18 protein-coding genes and 1 pseudogene are annotated in these 14,167 nt (G+C 57.1%); 11 read left to right on the forward strand and 8 right to left on the reverse strand.

What is annotated here, in order from left to right:
• Nucleotides 1-54 precede the first annotated feature (54 nt).
• Together AC4D1W_RS16615 and AC4D1W_RS16620 are read right to left on the reverse strand one after the other, a co-directional pair.
• Nucleotides 55-882, reverse strand: a complete 828-nt coding sequence (locus AC4D1W_RS16615; RefSeq protein WP_490899472.1) for a hypothetical protein — start codon at nucleotides 880-882, stop codon at nucleotides 55-57.
• 61 nt (nucleotides 883-943) lie between these two features.
• Nucleotides 944-1,093 (reverse strand): annotated as a pseudogene (locus AC4D1W_RS16620) (integrase core domain-containing protein); the annotation flags it as partial.
• A 77-nt stretch (nucleotides 1,094-1,170) separates the two neighbouring features.
• Between AC4D1W_RS16620 and AC4D1W_RS16625 the strand changes: the two are divergent.
• Nucleotides 1,171-2,079, forward strand: coding sequence for a hypothetical protein (locus AC4D1W_RS16625; protein WP_490899473.1), 909 nt, complete (start codon nucleotides 1,171-1,173; stop codon nucleotides 2,077-2,079).
• A 127-nt stretch (nucleotides 2,080-2,206) separates the two neighbouring features.
• Nucleotides 2,207-3,697, forward strand: a complete 1,491-nt coding sequence (locus tag AC4D1W_RS16630) for a peptidase M16 family protein (protein WP_490899474.1) — start codon at nucleotides 2,207-2,209, stop codon at nucleotides 3,695-3,697.
• Between the two features lie 144 nt (nucleotides 3,698-3,841).
• Here AC4D1W_RS16630 and AC4D1W_RS16635 read toward each other — a convergent pair whose 3' ends face one another.
• The 3 genes from AC4D1W_RS16635 to AC4D1W_RS16645 all read right to left on the reverse strand — a co-directional run bounded on the left by AC4D1W_RS16635 (nucleotide 3,842) and on the right by AC4D1W_RS16645 (nucleotide 5,233).
• Nucleotides 3,842-4,150 (reverse strand): hypothetical protein, encoded by a 309-nt coding sequence (locus AC4D1W_RS16635; protein WP_490899475.1) that lies wholly within the window; start codon nucleotides 4,148-4,150, stop codon nucleotides 3,842-3,844.
• A gap of 28 nt (nucleotides 4,151-4,178) precedes the next feature.
• On the reverse strand, nucleotides 4,179-4,637 hold the full coding sequence (locus AC4D1W_RS16640; protein ID WP_490899476.1) for a hypothetical protein: 459 nt from the start codon (nucleotides 4,635-4,637) through the stop codon (nucleotides 4,179-4,181).
• A gap of 245 nt (nucleotides 4,638-4,882) precedes the next feature.
• Nucleotides 4,883-5,233, reverse strand: a complete 351-nt coding sequence (locus tag AC4D1W_RS16645; RefSeq protein ID WP_490892775.1) for a DUF4190 domain-containing protein — start codon at nucleotides 5,231-5,233, stop codon at nucleotides 4,883-4,885.
• Between the two features lie 314 nt (nucleotides 5,234-5,547).
• Here AC4D1W_RS16645 and AC4D1W_RS16650 point away from each other — a divergent pair, with 314 nt between their 5' ends.
• The 8 genes from AC4D1W_RS16650 (at nucleotide 5,548) to AC4D1W_RS16685 (ending at nucleotide 11,471) form a co-directional block, all read left to right on the forward strand.
• A complete protein-coding gene (locus tag AC4D1W_RS16650) occupies nucleotides 5,548-6,192 on the forward strand; it encodes a hypothetical protein (RefSeq protein ID WP_490892774.1) in 645 nt (214 codons plus the stop codon).
• Nucleotides 6,193-6,332: 140 nt separating this feature from the next.
• The gene (locus AC4D1W_RS16655) at nucleotides 6,333-7,046 is read left to right on the forward strand and encodes a hypothetical protein (RefSeq protein WP_490892773.1); all 714 of its coding nucleotides are present in this window, start codon (nucleotides 6,333-6,335) and stop codon (nucleotides 7,044-7,046) included.
• Between the two features lie 260 nt (nucleotides 7,047-7,306).
• Nucleotides 7,307-7,741 carry a hypothetical protein gene (locus AC4D1W_RS16660; RefSeq protein ID WP_490899477.1) on the forward strand — a complete coding sequence of 145 codons (435 nt, stop codon included), beginning with the start codon at nucleotides 7,307-7,309 and terminating at the stop codon, nucleotides 7,739-7,741.
• Nucleotides 7,742-7,949: 208 nt separating this feature from the next.
• Nucleotides 7,950-8,369, forward strand: coding sequence for a hypothetical protein (locus AC4D1W_RS16665; RefSeq protein ID WP_490892771.1), 420 nt, complete (start codon nucleotides 7,950-7,952; stop codon nucleotides 8,367-8,369).
• A 1,572-nt stretch (nucleotides 8,370-9,941) separates the two neighbouring features.
• Nucleotides 9,942-10,052 carry an LPXTG cell wall anchor domain-containing protein gene (locus AC4D1W_RS16670; RefSeq protein WP_490892769.1) on the forward strand — a complete coding sequence of 37 codons (111 nt, stop codon included), beginning with the start codon at nucleotides 9,942-9,944 and terminating at the stop codon, nucleotides 10,050-10,052.
• A gap of 709 nt (nucleotides 10,053-10,761) precedes the next feature.
• Nucleotides 10,762-10,941 carry a hypothetical protein gene (locus AC4D1W_RS16675; RefSeq protein WP_490892768.1) on the forward strand — a complete coding sequence of 60 codons (180 nt, stop codon included), beginning with the start codon at nucleotides 10,762-10,764 and terminating at the stop codon, nucleotides 10,939-10,941.
• A 5-nt stretch (nucleotides 10,942-10,946) separates the two neighbouring features.
• Nucleotides 10,947-11,240, forward strand: coding sequence for a hypothetical protein (locus AC4D1W_RS16680; protein WP_490892767.1), 294 nt, complete (start codon nucleotides 10,947-10,949; stop codon nucleotides 11,238-11,240).
• 36 nt (nucleotides 11,241-11,276) lie between these two features.
• Nucleotides 11,277-11,471, forward strand: coding sequence for a hypothetical protein (locus tag AC4D1W_RS16685; protein WP_490892766.1), 195 nt, complete (start codon nucleotides 11,277-11,279; stop codon nucleotides 11,469-11,471).
• Nucleotides 11,472-11,558: 87 nt separating this feature from the next.
• Here AC4D1W_RS16685 and AC4D1W_RS16690 read toward each other — a convergent pair whose 3' ends face one another.
• From AC4D1W_RS16690 to AC4D1W_RS16700, 3 genes are all read right to left on the reverse strand, one after another.
• Nucleotides 11,559-12,008 carry a hypothetical protein gene (locus AC4D1W_RS16690; RefSeq protein WP_490892765.1) on the reverse strand — a complete coding sequence of 150 codons (450 nt, stop codon included), beginning with the start codon at nucleotides 12,006-12,008 and terminating at the stop codon, nucleotides 11,559-11,561.
• Nucleotides 12,009-12,085: 77 nt separating this feature from the next.
• Entirely contained in the window at nucleotides 12,086-12,736 is a 651-nt protein-coding gene (locus AC4D1W_RS16695; protein WP_490892764.1) for a hypothetical protein, read from the reverse strand.
• 235 nt (nucleotides 12,737-12,971) lie between these two features.
• Nucleotides 12,972-13,373, reverse strand: a complete 402-nt coding sequence (locus AC4D1W_RS16700) for a GNAT family N-acetyltransferase (RefSeq protein ID WP_490892763.1) — start codon at nucleotides 13,371-13,373, stop codon at nucleotides 12,972-12,974.
• Nucleotides 13,374-13,543: 170 nt separating this feature from the next.
• Between AC4D1W_RS16700 and AC4D1W_RS16705 the strand changes: the two genes are divergently transcribed.
• Nucleotides 13,544-13,945: a type II toxin-antitoxin system VapC family toxin gene (locus AC4D1W_RS16705; RefSeq protein WP_490899478.1), complete on the forward strand. Its 402-nt coding sequence runs from the start codon at nucleotides 13,544-13,546 to the stop codon at nucleotides 13,943-13,945.
• The last annotated feature ends 222 nt before the right edge of the window (nucleotides 13,946-14,167 follow it).

Here is a 14,167-nt window from a genome sequence, read left to right on the forward strand (position 1 = left end):
GACGTTAGTCGACCGCGAGGATGACCGGGATGCGTTTTGCGGAGGAAGAATCGCCTAACTCCGCCTCCACATGTTTAGCCACGAGCACGCTCGCGGCATGGGCGTTCGACGGGCGAAATGCATGTCCTCTTCGGTCTCGAAGTAGTTGATGACGCCGCGCGAAAAAAGGAAGAAGCTCTTCCATGAGCTATCGAAGCCGTCCTCTCTCCACTCGAACCTCACGCCCACATCTCTGATGAACACCCCGGTGACGTACCCAGTCAGTCGACTGCGATCCGCCGACAAAAACCCGATGCCTGCCGTTGGGTGCAGGAACGTTCCGAGATCGGCGAGCTCTGCCAGCATCCCAAGCTTGGCGAAGCCGAGGTGAACATCCGGCATATCAGGCGCGCCGTCGAGAAAGGAGCGCATCGAATCCGGAACATCGAAGCCATCGGCGACCATTCGACACCCGAAGTGCTTGGTGAAGTAGCGGGCCAAGTCGACGCGCAAGGTTGCTGCTCCCGCTCCATAAAGCTTAGGGAAGTCTAGAGATTGCCTGCCCGACAAGCCTCCGGAAGCCACGAACTGGCTGTACTTGTCATAGGCCCGATCAAATGGCTGTGAGTCAGCGTTGTTGCAGGCGAAGCACAAGGAGGGCGAGAAGGTCAAGACACCATGACGGTCACGGCCGATGGCCTTCTTCCCGCCGATGTGTCGAGGTCCGCCATCTCCGAACCAGTAGAGCCCTCCGTCGTCCCAGAGGGCCTTGAGGTCACTGGCCTTGTACTTATGCTCTCGACTATCTGCCGGACGTCGCCGACACCACCAGCAGACCCCATCGGAGCCATGCCGCAAGCGATCGATCTCCTCGCCAGACGCCCAAGGCTGAAGCTCGTTCATGCTTCTATCGTGTCATCGGGGGAACGGTCCTGCTCCAGAAACCATCGGCCGCTGTCGCCAGCTATGTGGGCTGGAAGGTCAACCGTGAGATTGGCGGCTGATTGCCGCAGGCGGTATGCGGCCGGTGGTGGTTGTAGTTGCGCAGCTAGCCTTCCAGCTCGCCGCGTCGTTCGGTCTCGCTGGTGTAGTAGCGGGCGTAGGCCCATCCGTTTTGGCCGGAGCAGGTAGATTTTGCGAAAAGTGCTTTTTGGTGGCTTGCGATGACCGTTCGTAGTTGGTGAAGGACTTATGGATCTTGAAGTTTTTGTGAGGCAGGCCAGGCTGTGGAACCGGGATCCCGGTCCCCAGCACGATGCGCTGGTGAAGAAGCTCAGCTCTGAGAGAGCTGACATGATCATTGATCTCTTCGGGCAAGCCCAGCGCAGCGCGTCCGAGTTGTTCATCCAATGGGAGGCTAGGCCCGAGCCTCAGGCACTCTTTGCGGCAAAGACCGTTGAACCGGCCATGAGTAACCCGGCGACCCCGCAGGACTTTGACCCCGCAGCCCCTCCACTACTGGGCAGGATGAATGAGCCGCAGCCCTTCAGCTACGAGCAGTGGCTGAACGGCTGGTGCCTGTACCAAGTCCTCGTCGGCAATGTCCCACCGCCCGATGGACACTTTCTCGAGCAACCGGATCGGCCTGCAATGTTCGACTTCTTCGAGGGCATGATTGGGAACGGACTCCCAAATGCCTTCGAGGAAGCCTATGAGCGCAACACCAACACACTGTGGCCCCTCAAACCCCGTGAAGACGAACCGCGCTTCCTCGAATATGCAGAACAGCTTGAACATGCTCCTCACCGGGTGCAGTTATATCGGGCAACCATGAGAGAAGTCGCCATGGACATCAACGCATCCGAAGCGTGGCGGCAATGGTGGCTGAGCGGGCCCCTACGGGCAGTGGAGTTCGGGATCGCCGAAAGTCGCGCCATGTACCCCGGCGCTGCAGCTATGCACACTGGACAGGAACCAACGTCCACGCGCATGCGCAAGAAAGGTCTCAGGATCATCGGCCACATCACGCCGAACCTGAACCGGATACTGCAAACGGATGAATCAGACATACCGAAACTCGTACTAGCGGACCTGACCATACTGCTGCAAAAGGTTCACCAGAAATACGCTTTCACCGGGCAGATGCCTGCTGCCAAATAGAAGGGCCACGCCCACCCACTGATCAGCGGGCATTCCCTTTCAGAAGGTGCGCTGAGGGATCCGCTTCCTGGTGAGAGCGGGATGTCGTGGTCATTTCGCCGCCGTGTCTGCTGAGAGAATTCGATTTATGCTGCAGAGGGTCGAGAGCACTAATCACAACGGTATCCAGTCGTATTGGCTGGATATGCAGCGTCGTATATGTACGGGCACATTGGTCTTCGGGGTCGGACTCCGCGATGAACCTGTTGCGCTGGCCGGCATCACGCATTTGATCGAACACATCGTGTTGCGTCGCGTTCAACCGATTACCGTGCGCCATGGAGGAAGCGTGGATACGAACACTACGGAGTTCCACGCCTCCGGCAAGCCGGATGCAGTAGCTGCCTTCTTCAACAGGATCGCTGAAGTCCTTTCCGATTTCGCTGCCCTCACAGAGGACGACCTTGCGCTGGAGAAAGCGTCCATCCAGGCGGAGAACCCATGGGCATTCCAGAACCTATCCGCCGGGCTGCTGACCTACCGATTCGGAGCCCAAGGACTTGGGATCGGTCAGATCGGCGTCCCAACGCTATCCGCTATCACTGCAGATGAGGCTACCGATTGGGCGAAAAGCTGGTTTTCCAGCGCGAACGCCGCCCTGACTTTTGTCGGCCCCATGCCAGCTGCTCTTGATGTCCGGCTGCCCTCTGGCAGTCCAACAGTCCGCGACGAACCGATCCCGGTTATCACAGAGCCGACGTTGGTCATGTCATCGAAGGTAGGCATCGCCCTGTCCCTGATCGTCCCTATCCGGCAAGGTGCGCTCCTGGCCAGCGCGATGGACTACGAACTGCGGAAGCGGCTGAGCCACGACCAGGGGTTGATCTACTCGGTTGATCCAATTATCACCGTCCTCGGCAGAGAGGCCGTGCAGCTTGATCTTGTGCTCGATCCGATTGTGGAGAACACCCGCAAGACTCTGAACGCCGCACTCGAAGCCCTGAACGACATTGCCGCGTCCGGGTTCAGTGCTCATGCGGTCGAGTCCGCCCACAACGATTACGTTATTGATCTTGCCTGGGATGAAACCGTGCCAACGGAATATCTGGACCAAGTCGCCATCGACGGACTCTTCCAAAGAAAAACGCCTACACGCGAGGAACTGCTCGCCCTAGCAGACGAAACGGGGGCAGCGGCCCTTACCGCGACACTGAAGGCCAGCCTGAAGACCTTGGTCATCGCAATGGACAGCGACGTCAAACCCAAGAAGAAGAAGTGCCGAGACGCAGGTCTAACGATCGACCCATATGAAATCTGGCAAGACCATGACACAACCGACCCACAATCGGATCAAACTGGCCGTCAATCAAATGTGTGGCCGAACAGATCGAATAAGAGCGTTCTGCAGCTCACCGAGACGCATCTGATGAAGCACCGAAGCTCCAAAACAAAGGCCATCAAATTGACAGATGTCGTCCTGGTCGGAGACCGCAGCAGCGGGGGAATCGCTCTACTGGACAGTCGAGGACGAAGCACCGAGCTCGACGTCCACCAATGGAAAAACAGTAAGAAACTCCGACGCGCCCTACTATCCGCCTTTCCGCCCGAAATGATCCGCGCCTTCCCAGAAGCATGGTGATCGCACTGTGCGCCGTGCGTTAGGCCTGGCCGAGGAAGGGCACGGTGGGGGATCCTCCACCGTGCGCTTTCTCGGGAGGGTCTAACGGACAAGTCTTCCCCTGAGAGCCTTGATTCCGTTTGGGTCATTCCTCATACCGGTCTTCTAGACGAAGGGCAGAAGCCAGCTTAGACCGATAAGGATGAGCACGATGCTGAAGACCACCCAGGCTACTTCGAGTAACCGTCGAACCGTCGCGAGGTGGCTCTTCATTGGTTTTAGCCCTTGGATAGATAGGAGCTGAAGTTTGATGAACCGTTCCCTGAAAAGGAACAGGCCTAGTCCAATGAGTACGACTACAACCCCTGCTATCACTTCCTGGGTCGTGGTCATTTGCCTTTCGCTGGGGAGGGTCAAGAACGCCACAGCGTGCAAGATGCCTCCCGCGGTCGGTACCGGCTGATGGTCGATCATGACTCCCCCTTCCAGCGCTTTCTCCGAATCACCTAACCAGTGGTTGCAGGGCTAGGGCTAACCCGCCCCACCCCGCAAAAAGACCTACTCCGAATAGCACCCTCGCCGTGACATCTTGACGTTCAATTGCGTTGAGGTTGCCGTAGATGGGCGGGGCAGGTCGGGCGACAGCTTTGGCGACCCTTCGTCGTAAGACGATCAAGAGCAGCGCCCCCAGAAGGACCAAAATCCCAACCCACCACGCGCTTCTCAGCACACTGGAAAGGGAGCCCCCAACGAGCCCAAACAGGATCAGAAAAAAAGCCGCACCGCCGAGGATCGAAGCGCTCAATCTGACTCGCGACTTCTCAAAGGCCGGCGACGTCTTGAATATCTGTTCAGCAACCGGCCGGCTCGCCCTTTCCATAGGACCTGCGCTGAAGAACAGGATCGAAGCCATGACCAGGACGAATGTGCCGAAGATGACGGTTTCTAGGGTTTCAGACACTTCGCCCTCCTCGAAGAGATCGAACAGAAGCTAAACGGAAGTCTGGGTGAAAAGAATCGACACCATATCGCTTGTCCGGGAAGTGTAACCCGAGGAAGGAAAGGACCTCGCCGTAGTAACCGATGTGGCCGAAGATAACGGGAATCCAGGCTTACCCTCCGATTACGGATCCTCCACCATGCGTTTTTCGAATGGGTCTAACGGAGTTGCACATCTGAGGTGTGCTCCTCAGGTTTGGGCGTGGGCTAGAAGTTGCAGCTGTACGTGATGCCGTTGCGCTGGTGTATCCCGTTGCCGAGTTCGGAGCAGATCTGGAACAACGAGACGAAACCGAAAATGAGGAACGCAAGACCGAGGGTGGTGATCACTGCCCCGATGATGACTCCTGCCAGTGCGAATTTGTTCTTCGCTCCTGCCTTGCGGGATTGCACTAGTGCGACGATGCTCAGAATGAGGCCAATGGCACTTACCGGGATCAGGAGCGCCAGGATGAACCCGGCGATTCCCAACGAACGACCGGGATCAACACGCGGTTGTTGAGGTGTCGGGTATTGCAGACCCGGATGATCGGACGGACTAGAAGGGTAGTTGCTCATAGCTTCCTCCCAAAATGAGGCCTTAGCTTCTTGGACTAGCGCTGCAGAGCGATGAGTAGCCCACCCACGCAGCGAACAATCTCCAGGCCAGGCGTATCCAGCCCACGAGCTAAGAGAGACTGCCCGATGGCACCATAGTTACCTGACTGACCCTGTGAGAACGTTTGAACGATCCCCCACCGCACCCTTTCTCGGGCGGGTGCGATGCGACATGATCTCGAAGTAGGAGATATGCCGGCGCTTTCGCATCTGATTGGGGTGCCTGAACGCGCGTCTATGATTGCAGCACGGCGACGAAGGGATGGTGAGTCCCCATGTATGAACCTGATGCGGGTGTAGATTTGCGCTGGGCTAAGGCCGCCAAGAGGGCAGAGGGCATGAGGGACCTCGGTATCGGGAGCGTCGTCAGACGGTACTTCTCGATGCCGATGCCACTTACGGTTCTAGTTTCGTTCGCCGTTGGCTTCGCCTTAGCCTTCATTTGGCCCGACATCTTCGATGGTTTCTTTCGCACGGGACTCTCGATTGGGCTGATGCTGGCAGGCCTTGCAATCTTGGTTGTCGGCTTGGTTTATGGAAGCAAGAAACTCAGCCCCATGGTGCAGCCACAGCGCGTCGGGGTCACGATCGGCCTGACATCTGAGGAAGTGAAACTAGTTCGGCACCAGGTGGTGCAGAAAAAGCCAGTAGACACGGCGAATCTGCAGGTCCTTAGAGGTGCTGCTATTCAGATCCGGGAGGGACTGGCAAAACAGTTGCTCATTTCTCCTGGGGTGCTCTTATTCCTTATCGGGCAGGCTACATTCCGGGGTATAACGTCAATCCTTGACCTCGTGACGATTGTGCTTCTGCTTATGTTGGTCGCACTTTTCGTTCTCACGGTCCGACGCTTCCAACAAACCGGGGCGTTCCTCGATGCAACCAGTGATGGCCGAGACCAAGGTTCCAGCGTCCCCTAACCCCATCCCTCACCGCACCCCTTGAATGGACGGCTGAGTCTGACTTGGAGGGAGCTCCGGACCCCCGGACCCGCTTGGCCGGGCGGACTGATGGACGAACGTAGCCAAGCAGCCAGACAACCTGCAGATAGAGTCGGGGCGTGGCTAGTGAGACCAAGAACCCTGTCGGCGAGTTTTTGACTTGGGCAGCGACCATCAGCGGGGTAGTGGCACTGATCGGTGTGTTTATTCCGATCACCCAGCAAGTATTGACGGCTACCGGACTCTGGGGTTGGGCCGCATTTGCGGTGTTGTTGACGTTGCTTCCGTGGATCGTGCGCTTCTGGGCTAACTTGCTGGTTCGTGCCAAGCAAGGCGATTTGCGAAAGGCGTGGGAAGACCAACAGTTAGCTAGTGATCGGGATGATAACGACCTGGTGCTTCTACGGAGGTGGTTGGACGGCTGGGATCTCCATGGTGACTTTCACGTCTACCTTGTCGAGCATATCCATTTTGGGAACCTACCTTCGTGGTTTGCGCAGCAAATAGACGAGCGAAGATACATGTGGGACAGAGATCCGCGGAAGCTTGAGAATCCCGCTCTCCGAGCGGAGTGGGAAGAATTCAAGCACGCTGTGGTTGGCTTTGCAGACAAAATCAACGAACATATGTGGCTTGAACCTCAAAGCAAAACTGAGCGTGAAGCCGGCGTCGAAGCCTCCTTTCATATTCCACCGGAGTGGAAGACACGCGATCACCGTCGCTACCAAACAGCGGTGGACGAACTCACCAAGAGCGCCCAGGCCATGGCGGTATCGATGAGTTCACTGTTTGGGGCTATGTACTCCTTTCCCAACGGCGACCGTGACCGATAGGAGCCGGCCAGATAGAGCCGGGCGTGCCCTCTCGTGCAGCCCGGCCTGCGCCCGTCTAGGTTTCCTGGTCCTTCCGGGCCTTGGAGATGGCTCGGTACCCGGTGATGGACGCGCCCAGCGCATTCAGCGAGAGCACGAAATTCACGACCCCTCAACCAGTTCGGACTGGTCAATCGCGAGGGACGTCAGACCCAAGTGCCGTGTCGCAATCTTCTGTGGAGAGACTTACGGCTTTTCTCGGAGCTGGAGACAAAGGGAGCATGGCGTGGCATAGTGATCGGACCACGCTGCCAATTGGGGGGCTGATGCTGGACAGGAAATGGCGGATCGTCATTGTCGCTGTGCTGTTCTCGCTTGGATGGTATCTATTCTTCGCGGTGCTTGACCGCGCGACCGTGAGACACGGAAACCCAGTGTCTGTGCTTTGCCTGACCGAGTATCTCCCGCCAGGCACCATTCACAACCCCGAAGGAATGCCCTTCCCTCCAGCGGGCCAATACACCTATTTTCCCTTGGGGGTCGAGTGTGTCTTCACCATGACTGACGGCTCAACTCAGCGGTCGTTTGATCCGAGGTACGAGGAAACGATAATCGCCGGCACGCCCCTTCTAGTGAGTACCCTTTGGGGGACCTGGCAGGTCATCTCATCTGCCAGGCAACGCGGGAACACCATAAGAGACGGCAAAACGGCTTAAAGATCCGTTAACGAGCGAACGGGCGGCTTCCGCCACCGTATTGGATCCCTCATCGTGCCGTTTTTCGGGGGGGTTAAATGCCGCTAGGGGCCAGATGGCGGTGGAGAGCAAAACGAGATTGCGGCCACTCGGGAGACTTGCACCTTCTCATAGGGTTTGTCAGTGATGATGCTGAGACCGTCCTGACACAGATTCGGAAGGTGTAACTATGCGGCCTTTGGACAGAGATGGAACCCAAGCTGATGGTGATGTGGCGCGTCTAAAACGGGCGCGTATCGCAGCAACTCTTATGGTCGTCCTTATCCTCATTGGTGTTGTCTTGGTATTAGTGGCAGATGATATGCAGCAGCGGAGCTTCTTGACGGTAATCTGGGGCACTTTCGCGGTGTTTGCACTCATTCAAGCTGCCCAGCTTTGGCTATCGCGGAAAGGTGGATACCTGCTGACAGCGACGAGTTGGAAGTACTATCTGTTTTCCATTTTGGTGGTCGGATCGTTCGCCTGGGCACTGTACCGGTTGGTCGAGAGCGGATCGACATTCCTCGTCGGTGGTTGCTTGATCTTCGTGTCAGCTCTCATCTTCCTTCTACTGTTCGAAGCTCGGTCGGCCACACAAGACGGCCTCTGACAACAGCGCCACGAGGATCCCTCACCGAACACCCGATAGTAACGAGCCCACATCTTTTCGAAGCGACTGGAATCGCACTGTTAGGGCGAGTTGAACCTTGTCATAAGGTGTGCCCGAGATGATGCTCAGGAACCTGTTCCCTACCGAACTGATAGGAATCGTTAGGCATGGCAAGAAATCCTTCTGCGAAAGACTTCTTGGGCCTCTCGGGCAACAGGCGGCCTCTTCCGACGCCGCTCGTGTGATTCAGCTTGATCGCGTCACTTTTGCTATTCCTGCTATTTCTCGGCGTGAGCATGACAGCGCTTTTCAATCGCAACCTCGGGTGGGCGGCGGCGACCTATATGGTCTTCGCAATACTCTTCGGTGCCATCTTCTTCATGACCAGAAAGGAGGAATCGAATGACTGAACGACGAGGACAATTGAGGAGAGCCATCGTTGGGGGACTTATCGGCCTATCACTGGCCTTCTGTTTCTTGCTGCTCATATTTGAGTTCCGTTGGATCGATGCTTTGATCGGAACGCTATGGCTGGTCCCGCTTCCCGTATTCGGGATCTATGCCGTCATGAGAAAAAAACCCAAGGATTCGGGAACGTGAACGCCAGAACCCAAAGTCTGTCTCGAGAATATAGGGAGGGGACTGGATGCAGGCATTAGGAACGAGCGAAGCCGCAAACTGCTGACGGGGGATTGGGGAATGAAGGCTAGGAAATTGGGGCAGATGCTTGCCGTCGCAACAGCCTCTCTGGCCGTGATAATCGGGGTCATCCAGCTTGTCCGGGGTGACTTCTTTAGCAGTGGCTCGATGCTGCTGGTTGCCTTATGCGCCGTAGGCATCCTCGTTTACGTCAGAAGAGCATCGTTCGACGATTGATCGGTCCGACCAGCCGCGATTCTCGACCACGGCGGAAGTCGGATGAGTCGACTGAACAAGCGAGACCATCGCACTGGAATCGCTTAGTTTTCGCTGTATCGTCCCCCAGGCAAGGAGGTAAAGAGTCCCGTCAACAAGCGTTCCGGGTTCGCGGAAACGGTGGAGGATCAACACGTGGATCCTTCACCGTGCCCTTCAAAGGTAGAGGAGCGACAAAGACCGCTAACAGGAGGATTGTAGCCAGTCGATAGCTTGCTGAACTGGGTCCAGCGGGGCCGGCGTCGTAGGCGGTATTGGCCCTTTGAAGACCTGGCCGCTCAGACAACCGTTGATCGAGCTGAGCACGCTGTTCTATAACCCAGACATCGAGGGCTGACTGCGCACCCCAAAGAACACTCTGCCCACCGATGTCGTGTAGGAGCTCTTTATTCTTTTCAGGTCTTCGGCTGTGGGCTTGGGAATCTCATGTGAGAGCTTATTTCGTTGACCAACAGTCGCACACCAGTGCTGTCGGTCCACTCATTCGAAGAACCTCAGGCTGGTGAGGGGGATCAAATCTTCCGTACATCGACTACTGCAGTCACTCCTCTTACCGGAGTGCCTTCCAGTCGACGGTGAACCCAGCGTCCTCGAGCTCTCGCGCAAGGTTTGTCTTCCATCCGGAGGAAACACCTGAGGCCAATACCCCTGGGGCGGGTGGATATCTGCCGGACCGGCGGCATCACGCTCATCGCGGCAGGACTGGGTGCAGCACTTCTGCTCGCCGGTTTGGCGCTAACGCTCGTGATGAGGCGCCGCAACGCCTGAGAGGTAAGTAGGTGAAGGGAGGTGCGACAAACCGTCGCACCTCCCTTCATATAATCTAGTCTTCGCTTTCCTTGCCTGCGTCGTTTGACATCGTGGATTTGGTAAACCGATCTTTCCGCTTGCGATGTCCATGGAGGAGGAACCGGGCCAGACAAAGGTAGAGGAAACTTCCGACAAGGATAGCTGGCAGGAAGCCGAACAGTTCGAAGATGATGAATGCGATTGGTGGGGGAAACACCAACAAGATAAGTTTCCAAGTGCTGAGCTCACGGCCGGTTACGTTGAGTATCGTGGACTCTCGCTGAAGGAACTGAATGACCTTCCCAGGTGATTGTTGCTCATTGGGTCGGGACCTTGTCATCGTCTTCTTCTCCTCCGAAGTGCGCGATCATCTGTGGCAGTCCCAGTCATTGCGCCCATTGGAGCCATTCCGGGAGAGGAAGCCAGCAAATGATGTGACCCGTAATAACTCCCATTATGGCGCCTCTAGCACCCCCGATGACGGCTCCGCCCACGACGCCACCGATAGCACCGGGAATAGCACCCACACCATCTCCTGCAAGGGCTCCTAGGCCTGCTCCAACAAATCCGCCCACGACCGCACCCGCACCGTGGCCTACAGGTACGATCCGGCGAACCGGCTGATCTCCCTGGCCGAATCGAGTACGACAAGAACAACCGCCGTACCGTCACCAAGTACCCGAACGGAGTGAAGAACAGCACCGTGTTCGGCAAGGCCGGACGCACCACCAACATCACCGCCACCAACACCGCCGGCACGGTCCTGACCAAACGCGCCTACACCTACACCGTCGGCTCCACGGGCAAGGACGGGAAGCTCCGCAAGACCATGACCACCGAAACCGGGGCAGTGAGCACCTACACCTAGACGCATTGCAGCGCCTCACCAAGACGGTCACCGGCACCATCACCGAATCCTGGAGCTACGACGCCAACGGCAACCGGCTGACCTCCGCCAAGACCGCCACTACCACTGTCAATGCCGCCTACAACGCCGCCGACCAGCTCTGCTGGACATCCACCGGCACCGGAACGTGCACGGCCCCGCCAACGGCTATCCGCAAGTACACCTATGATGCCAACGGCAACCAGACCAACCCCATGCGGACTGACAAGAAGTCAGTCATCGACCCGGATGAAGCTTCTACGCTGCATTCGCGAGCATAAGAAGGTTTTCTAATGGTTCTTCCGAGAGGGTAGATCATGACGAATATCAGGCGGGCCCTTTTCGTTGCCACTCTGGCCTTCATATTGGGTGCTTTCGGCATGGGTGTCGTCGTGGGCGTCCTCGCGCTCTCGACTCCCGTCGGCATACTGATAATGGGCCTCCTGCTTCTAGCAGCGATGCCTTCATACTTGACGCTCACTATGATCGTGAAAGCCATCGACCCGAAGTAGAGGTTAGGTTCGTTCAGTCTGGAAGCGGTCCCTCAGCGCACACTTCTAGGGTTAGCCTTCGCTAGCGCGTGAGCTCTCGAATGCCCATCATTCTGCCCAGCGCTCCCAATAATTGTCGGCGGCTTCGAGGAATCGCCGCCGGTGCGTTCTTTCACCGAAAAGCGGGTACCGATTCTGCTCCCTCAACCAGTCCGACCCGCTGTTGAAGATGAAGTTGCCACCGGCCAGAACGACAATCACCGGCACCGAAACCAAAGTAAGCACTGACAGGACCAGGCCCCACCGAATGCCCGGTCGCTTCCGCCGCAAATTGAACAGTCTGAAGCCGGCGACGATCGTGCCGAGTGTGGCACCTCGGGCATACAGGACGCCGTTAGCAACCAGCCCAGTAAACACCAGGGCAAGCAGTAGCTGGGGTGGGGGTTGGGGGGCAAGGAAGAAGACCACAACGGTCGGTGCCCACACGAGAAGGGAATCGACGAGTAGGGCAAAGAGAAACGAGGGCCAATCCACGATGTCGGGATTCGAGGCTCTCACGAGTTCAATTCTTACACGGCACTCCGGGCGAAATGCGTACTGGAGTTGAGGGATCCGTCAGCGCGCAGAGTCTAAAGTTACTCAGTTTCGGCGATCCGAGATTCGGTGCGATGCCTTGAGTGCTGCTGAATATAGGACTCGTAAGGTGGACGGGATTCTAGCCACGGCCAATCATCATTTTTTGCACCGGTAGTAAGGGAGCCCAACGCCGGCAGGCCAAGTTCGGTACGCATGGCGTCGCGAAGAACGTGCAGCAGATCTTGGGCCTGGAACCAGGAAGGATGGTACGCAGTGTATGGGGCCCGCTTTTCGATTCGCCACGTCATTTCCATCAGGGCACCAGATACGCGGTCTGCGAGATCTGCCACGTCGCCGGTTGCCAACAACTGAACCTCGCCGAGTAATGGTTGAAGCGACTCGTCCCATTTCATGAAGTAGTGAGTAAGTCCTTCAGCTAGAAGTATTTCGTCTTCAACCGAAATCTCGTCCTTTCCGTCGTAGGACAAGAACACCGCTACCTCATCAACTTCCCGGAGCATGGCCTCCGCCAACCCCAGATATTTTGCATATACCGAGCGCCTGTCCTCCAACCAACGACGAGCATCATCAACTTTCACTCTACGAGCCTCATTGGAACGACCCAGCAGCGCCGACAGAATCGCGACGGCGACGCCTCCCGCAATTGTGAATCCGCCGGTCAGAAGTGCGGTAGACGTTTGTGGATCCATGCGTCGATGATAAGGGCCGCCCCATGCATCGCTTCAATGAGCGCCCGCGTTTAGGGTTCGGTCGCGTCGAACGGTGTACGACGCATTTGGCGATGTCGCGCTTAGGCCCGCCGAGATGACGGTCGTCCCATTGCTGTAATCGATGGTGACTCCTCAGAGCCGTTCTATGCAATCAGGGCGGCTACCCGCTTGGTGGACCAGGATTGTCTCCGTGACTGCTGCGTAAGCCGAACCCTCAGCGAGACGCTTCGCAGAGGATCAGATTCGATTGTCCGTCGTCGGCGGTCACACCGTGGATATTCGCAAAGCGACCGAGCTCGCGAAAGCCAAAAACCTCGTGCATCCTGATCGACGCGGTGTTGTGTTCATTAGCGAAGTAGTAAGCAGTCCCGGCAACAGACCAGATCCAATCCAACCTCTTCTTCGTTAGCGCAGTCGCTATACCCTGGCGGCGGTGCTCCGAAGCCACGATGATACCCCCGAGGTAGTGACCGCCTGGCACTTCACCTTTCGAGTCCTCGTGAAAATGGGTCTTGGCCACAGCGACGACTTTGCCTTCGACATTTTGCGACCACCACCAGCCGGTCCTTCTTCGCCACGAGTAGGTTCGCAGGCCAGCGGCTTCTACCGCTGGCATCGCAGACTTCGTCAATGCCGTTGGTGTCAGCCAAAGTCGCCTCGCGTATCAGCATTCTCTGATCCTAAATCGCACGCGGATGGACCGGAGGAGTTCGTTGGTCAGCCCAGCCAGCGAATGGCTCAGTGATGCCGAAGATGAGAGATCCAGATCAAACTAAGGTTGGGTCCATGACGCGATATGCGATCGACGCTCCAACCCTCCTGCAGATCGTCGCAGACAACTTCGGAGTCGGTGTAAAACACCAACTCGTGGCGCCGAACCTGATCCGTTCCCAGTCGCTCTCGCTTCTATTCGAAGCCGTCGAACAGGGGCGACTTTCGGAGGACGAAGCTCTTCAACGGCATGAGCGTATGACTGAAATGAAAATGCGATTGCTGGGCGACAGAGTATCCCGCCGTACGGCTTGGAGGATCGCCCGTGAGCAGCGCTGGGAATCAACCTATGACGCCGAATACCTGGCTGTCGCGCAATTGCAGGCTGACGCGCTCGTGACCATGAGCACGGAATTGATGGCCAAGGCGCACGGAATCGTGCCCCTTGCCCCTCTCGAGGCACTTTTTAGTGATTGAGTCCAGGCAGTGGCTTCGCCGCGATCACGAGAACCAGCACGCAGCCGTACTGTCCCATTAGCCGAACCCTCGAACGCGCACTTCACGGATGCACCCGTGTCGGTGACGGTCGAAAAGTGAGCCATTGTGACGGTTGAAAACTGAGCCACCTGTTCCAAACGATTGGGTGGGTGATCACAGTGGAGGATTGGGCGCTTATTCGGCGGTTGCATCTTGCCGACG

The sequence above is a fragment of the Arthrobacter sp. TJ-170 genome (assembly GCF_058269305.1).

Bases quoted from the DNA above. Each gene is read 5' to 3' on its own strand.
- AC4D1W_RS16615 (WP_490899472.1), bottom strand. From the start codon at position 882: ATGAACGAGCTTCAGCCTTGGGCGTCTGGCGAGGAGATCGATCGCTTG.
- AC4D1W_RS16625 (WP_490899473.1), top strand. From the start codon at position 1,171: ATGGATCTTGAAGTTTTTGTGAGGCAGGCCAGGCTGTGGAACCGGGAT.
- AC4D1W_RS16630 (WP_490899474.1), top strand. From the start codon at position 2,207: ATGCTGCAGAGGGTCGAGAGCACTAATCACAACGGTATCCAGTCGTAT.
- AC4D1W_RS16635 (WP_490899475.1), bottom strand. From the start codon at position 4,150: ATGATCGACCATCAGCCGGTACCGACCGCGGGAGGCATCTTGCACGCT.
- AC4D1W_RS16645 (WP_490892775.1), bottom strand. From the start codon at position 5,233: ATGAGCAACTACCCTTCTAGTCCGTCCGATCATCCGGGTCTGCAATAC.
- AC4D1W_RS16650 (WP_490892774.1), top strand. From the start codon at position 5,548: ATGTATGAACCTGATGCGGGTGTAGATTTGCGCTGGGCTAAGGCCGCC.
- AC4D1W_RS16660 (WP_490899477.1), top strand. From the start codon at position 7,307: ATGGCGTGGCATAGTGATCGGACCACGCTGCCAATTGGGGGGCTGATG.
- AC4D1W_RS16665 (WP_490892771.1), top strand. From the start codon at position 7,950: ATGCGGCCTTTGGACAGAGATGGAACCCAAGCTGATGGTGATGTGGCG.
- AC4D1W_RS16685 (WP_490892766.1), top strand. From the start codon at position 11,277: ATGACGAATATCAGGCGGGCCCTTTTCGTTGCCACTCTGGCCTTCATA.
- AC4D1W_RS16695 (WP_490892764.1), bottom strand. From the start codon at position 12,736: ATGGATCCACAAACGTCTACCGCACTTCTGACCGGCGGATTCACAATT.
- AC4D1W_RS16700 (WP_490892763.1), bottom strand. From the start codon at position 13,373: ATGCCAGCGGTAGAAGCCGCTGGCCTGCGAACCTACTCGTGGCGAAGA.
- AC4D1W_RS16705 (WP_490899478.1), top strand. From the start codon at position 13,544: ATGACGCGATATGCGATCGACGCTCCAACCCTCCTGCAGATCGTCGCA.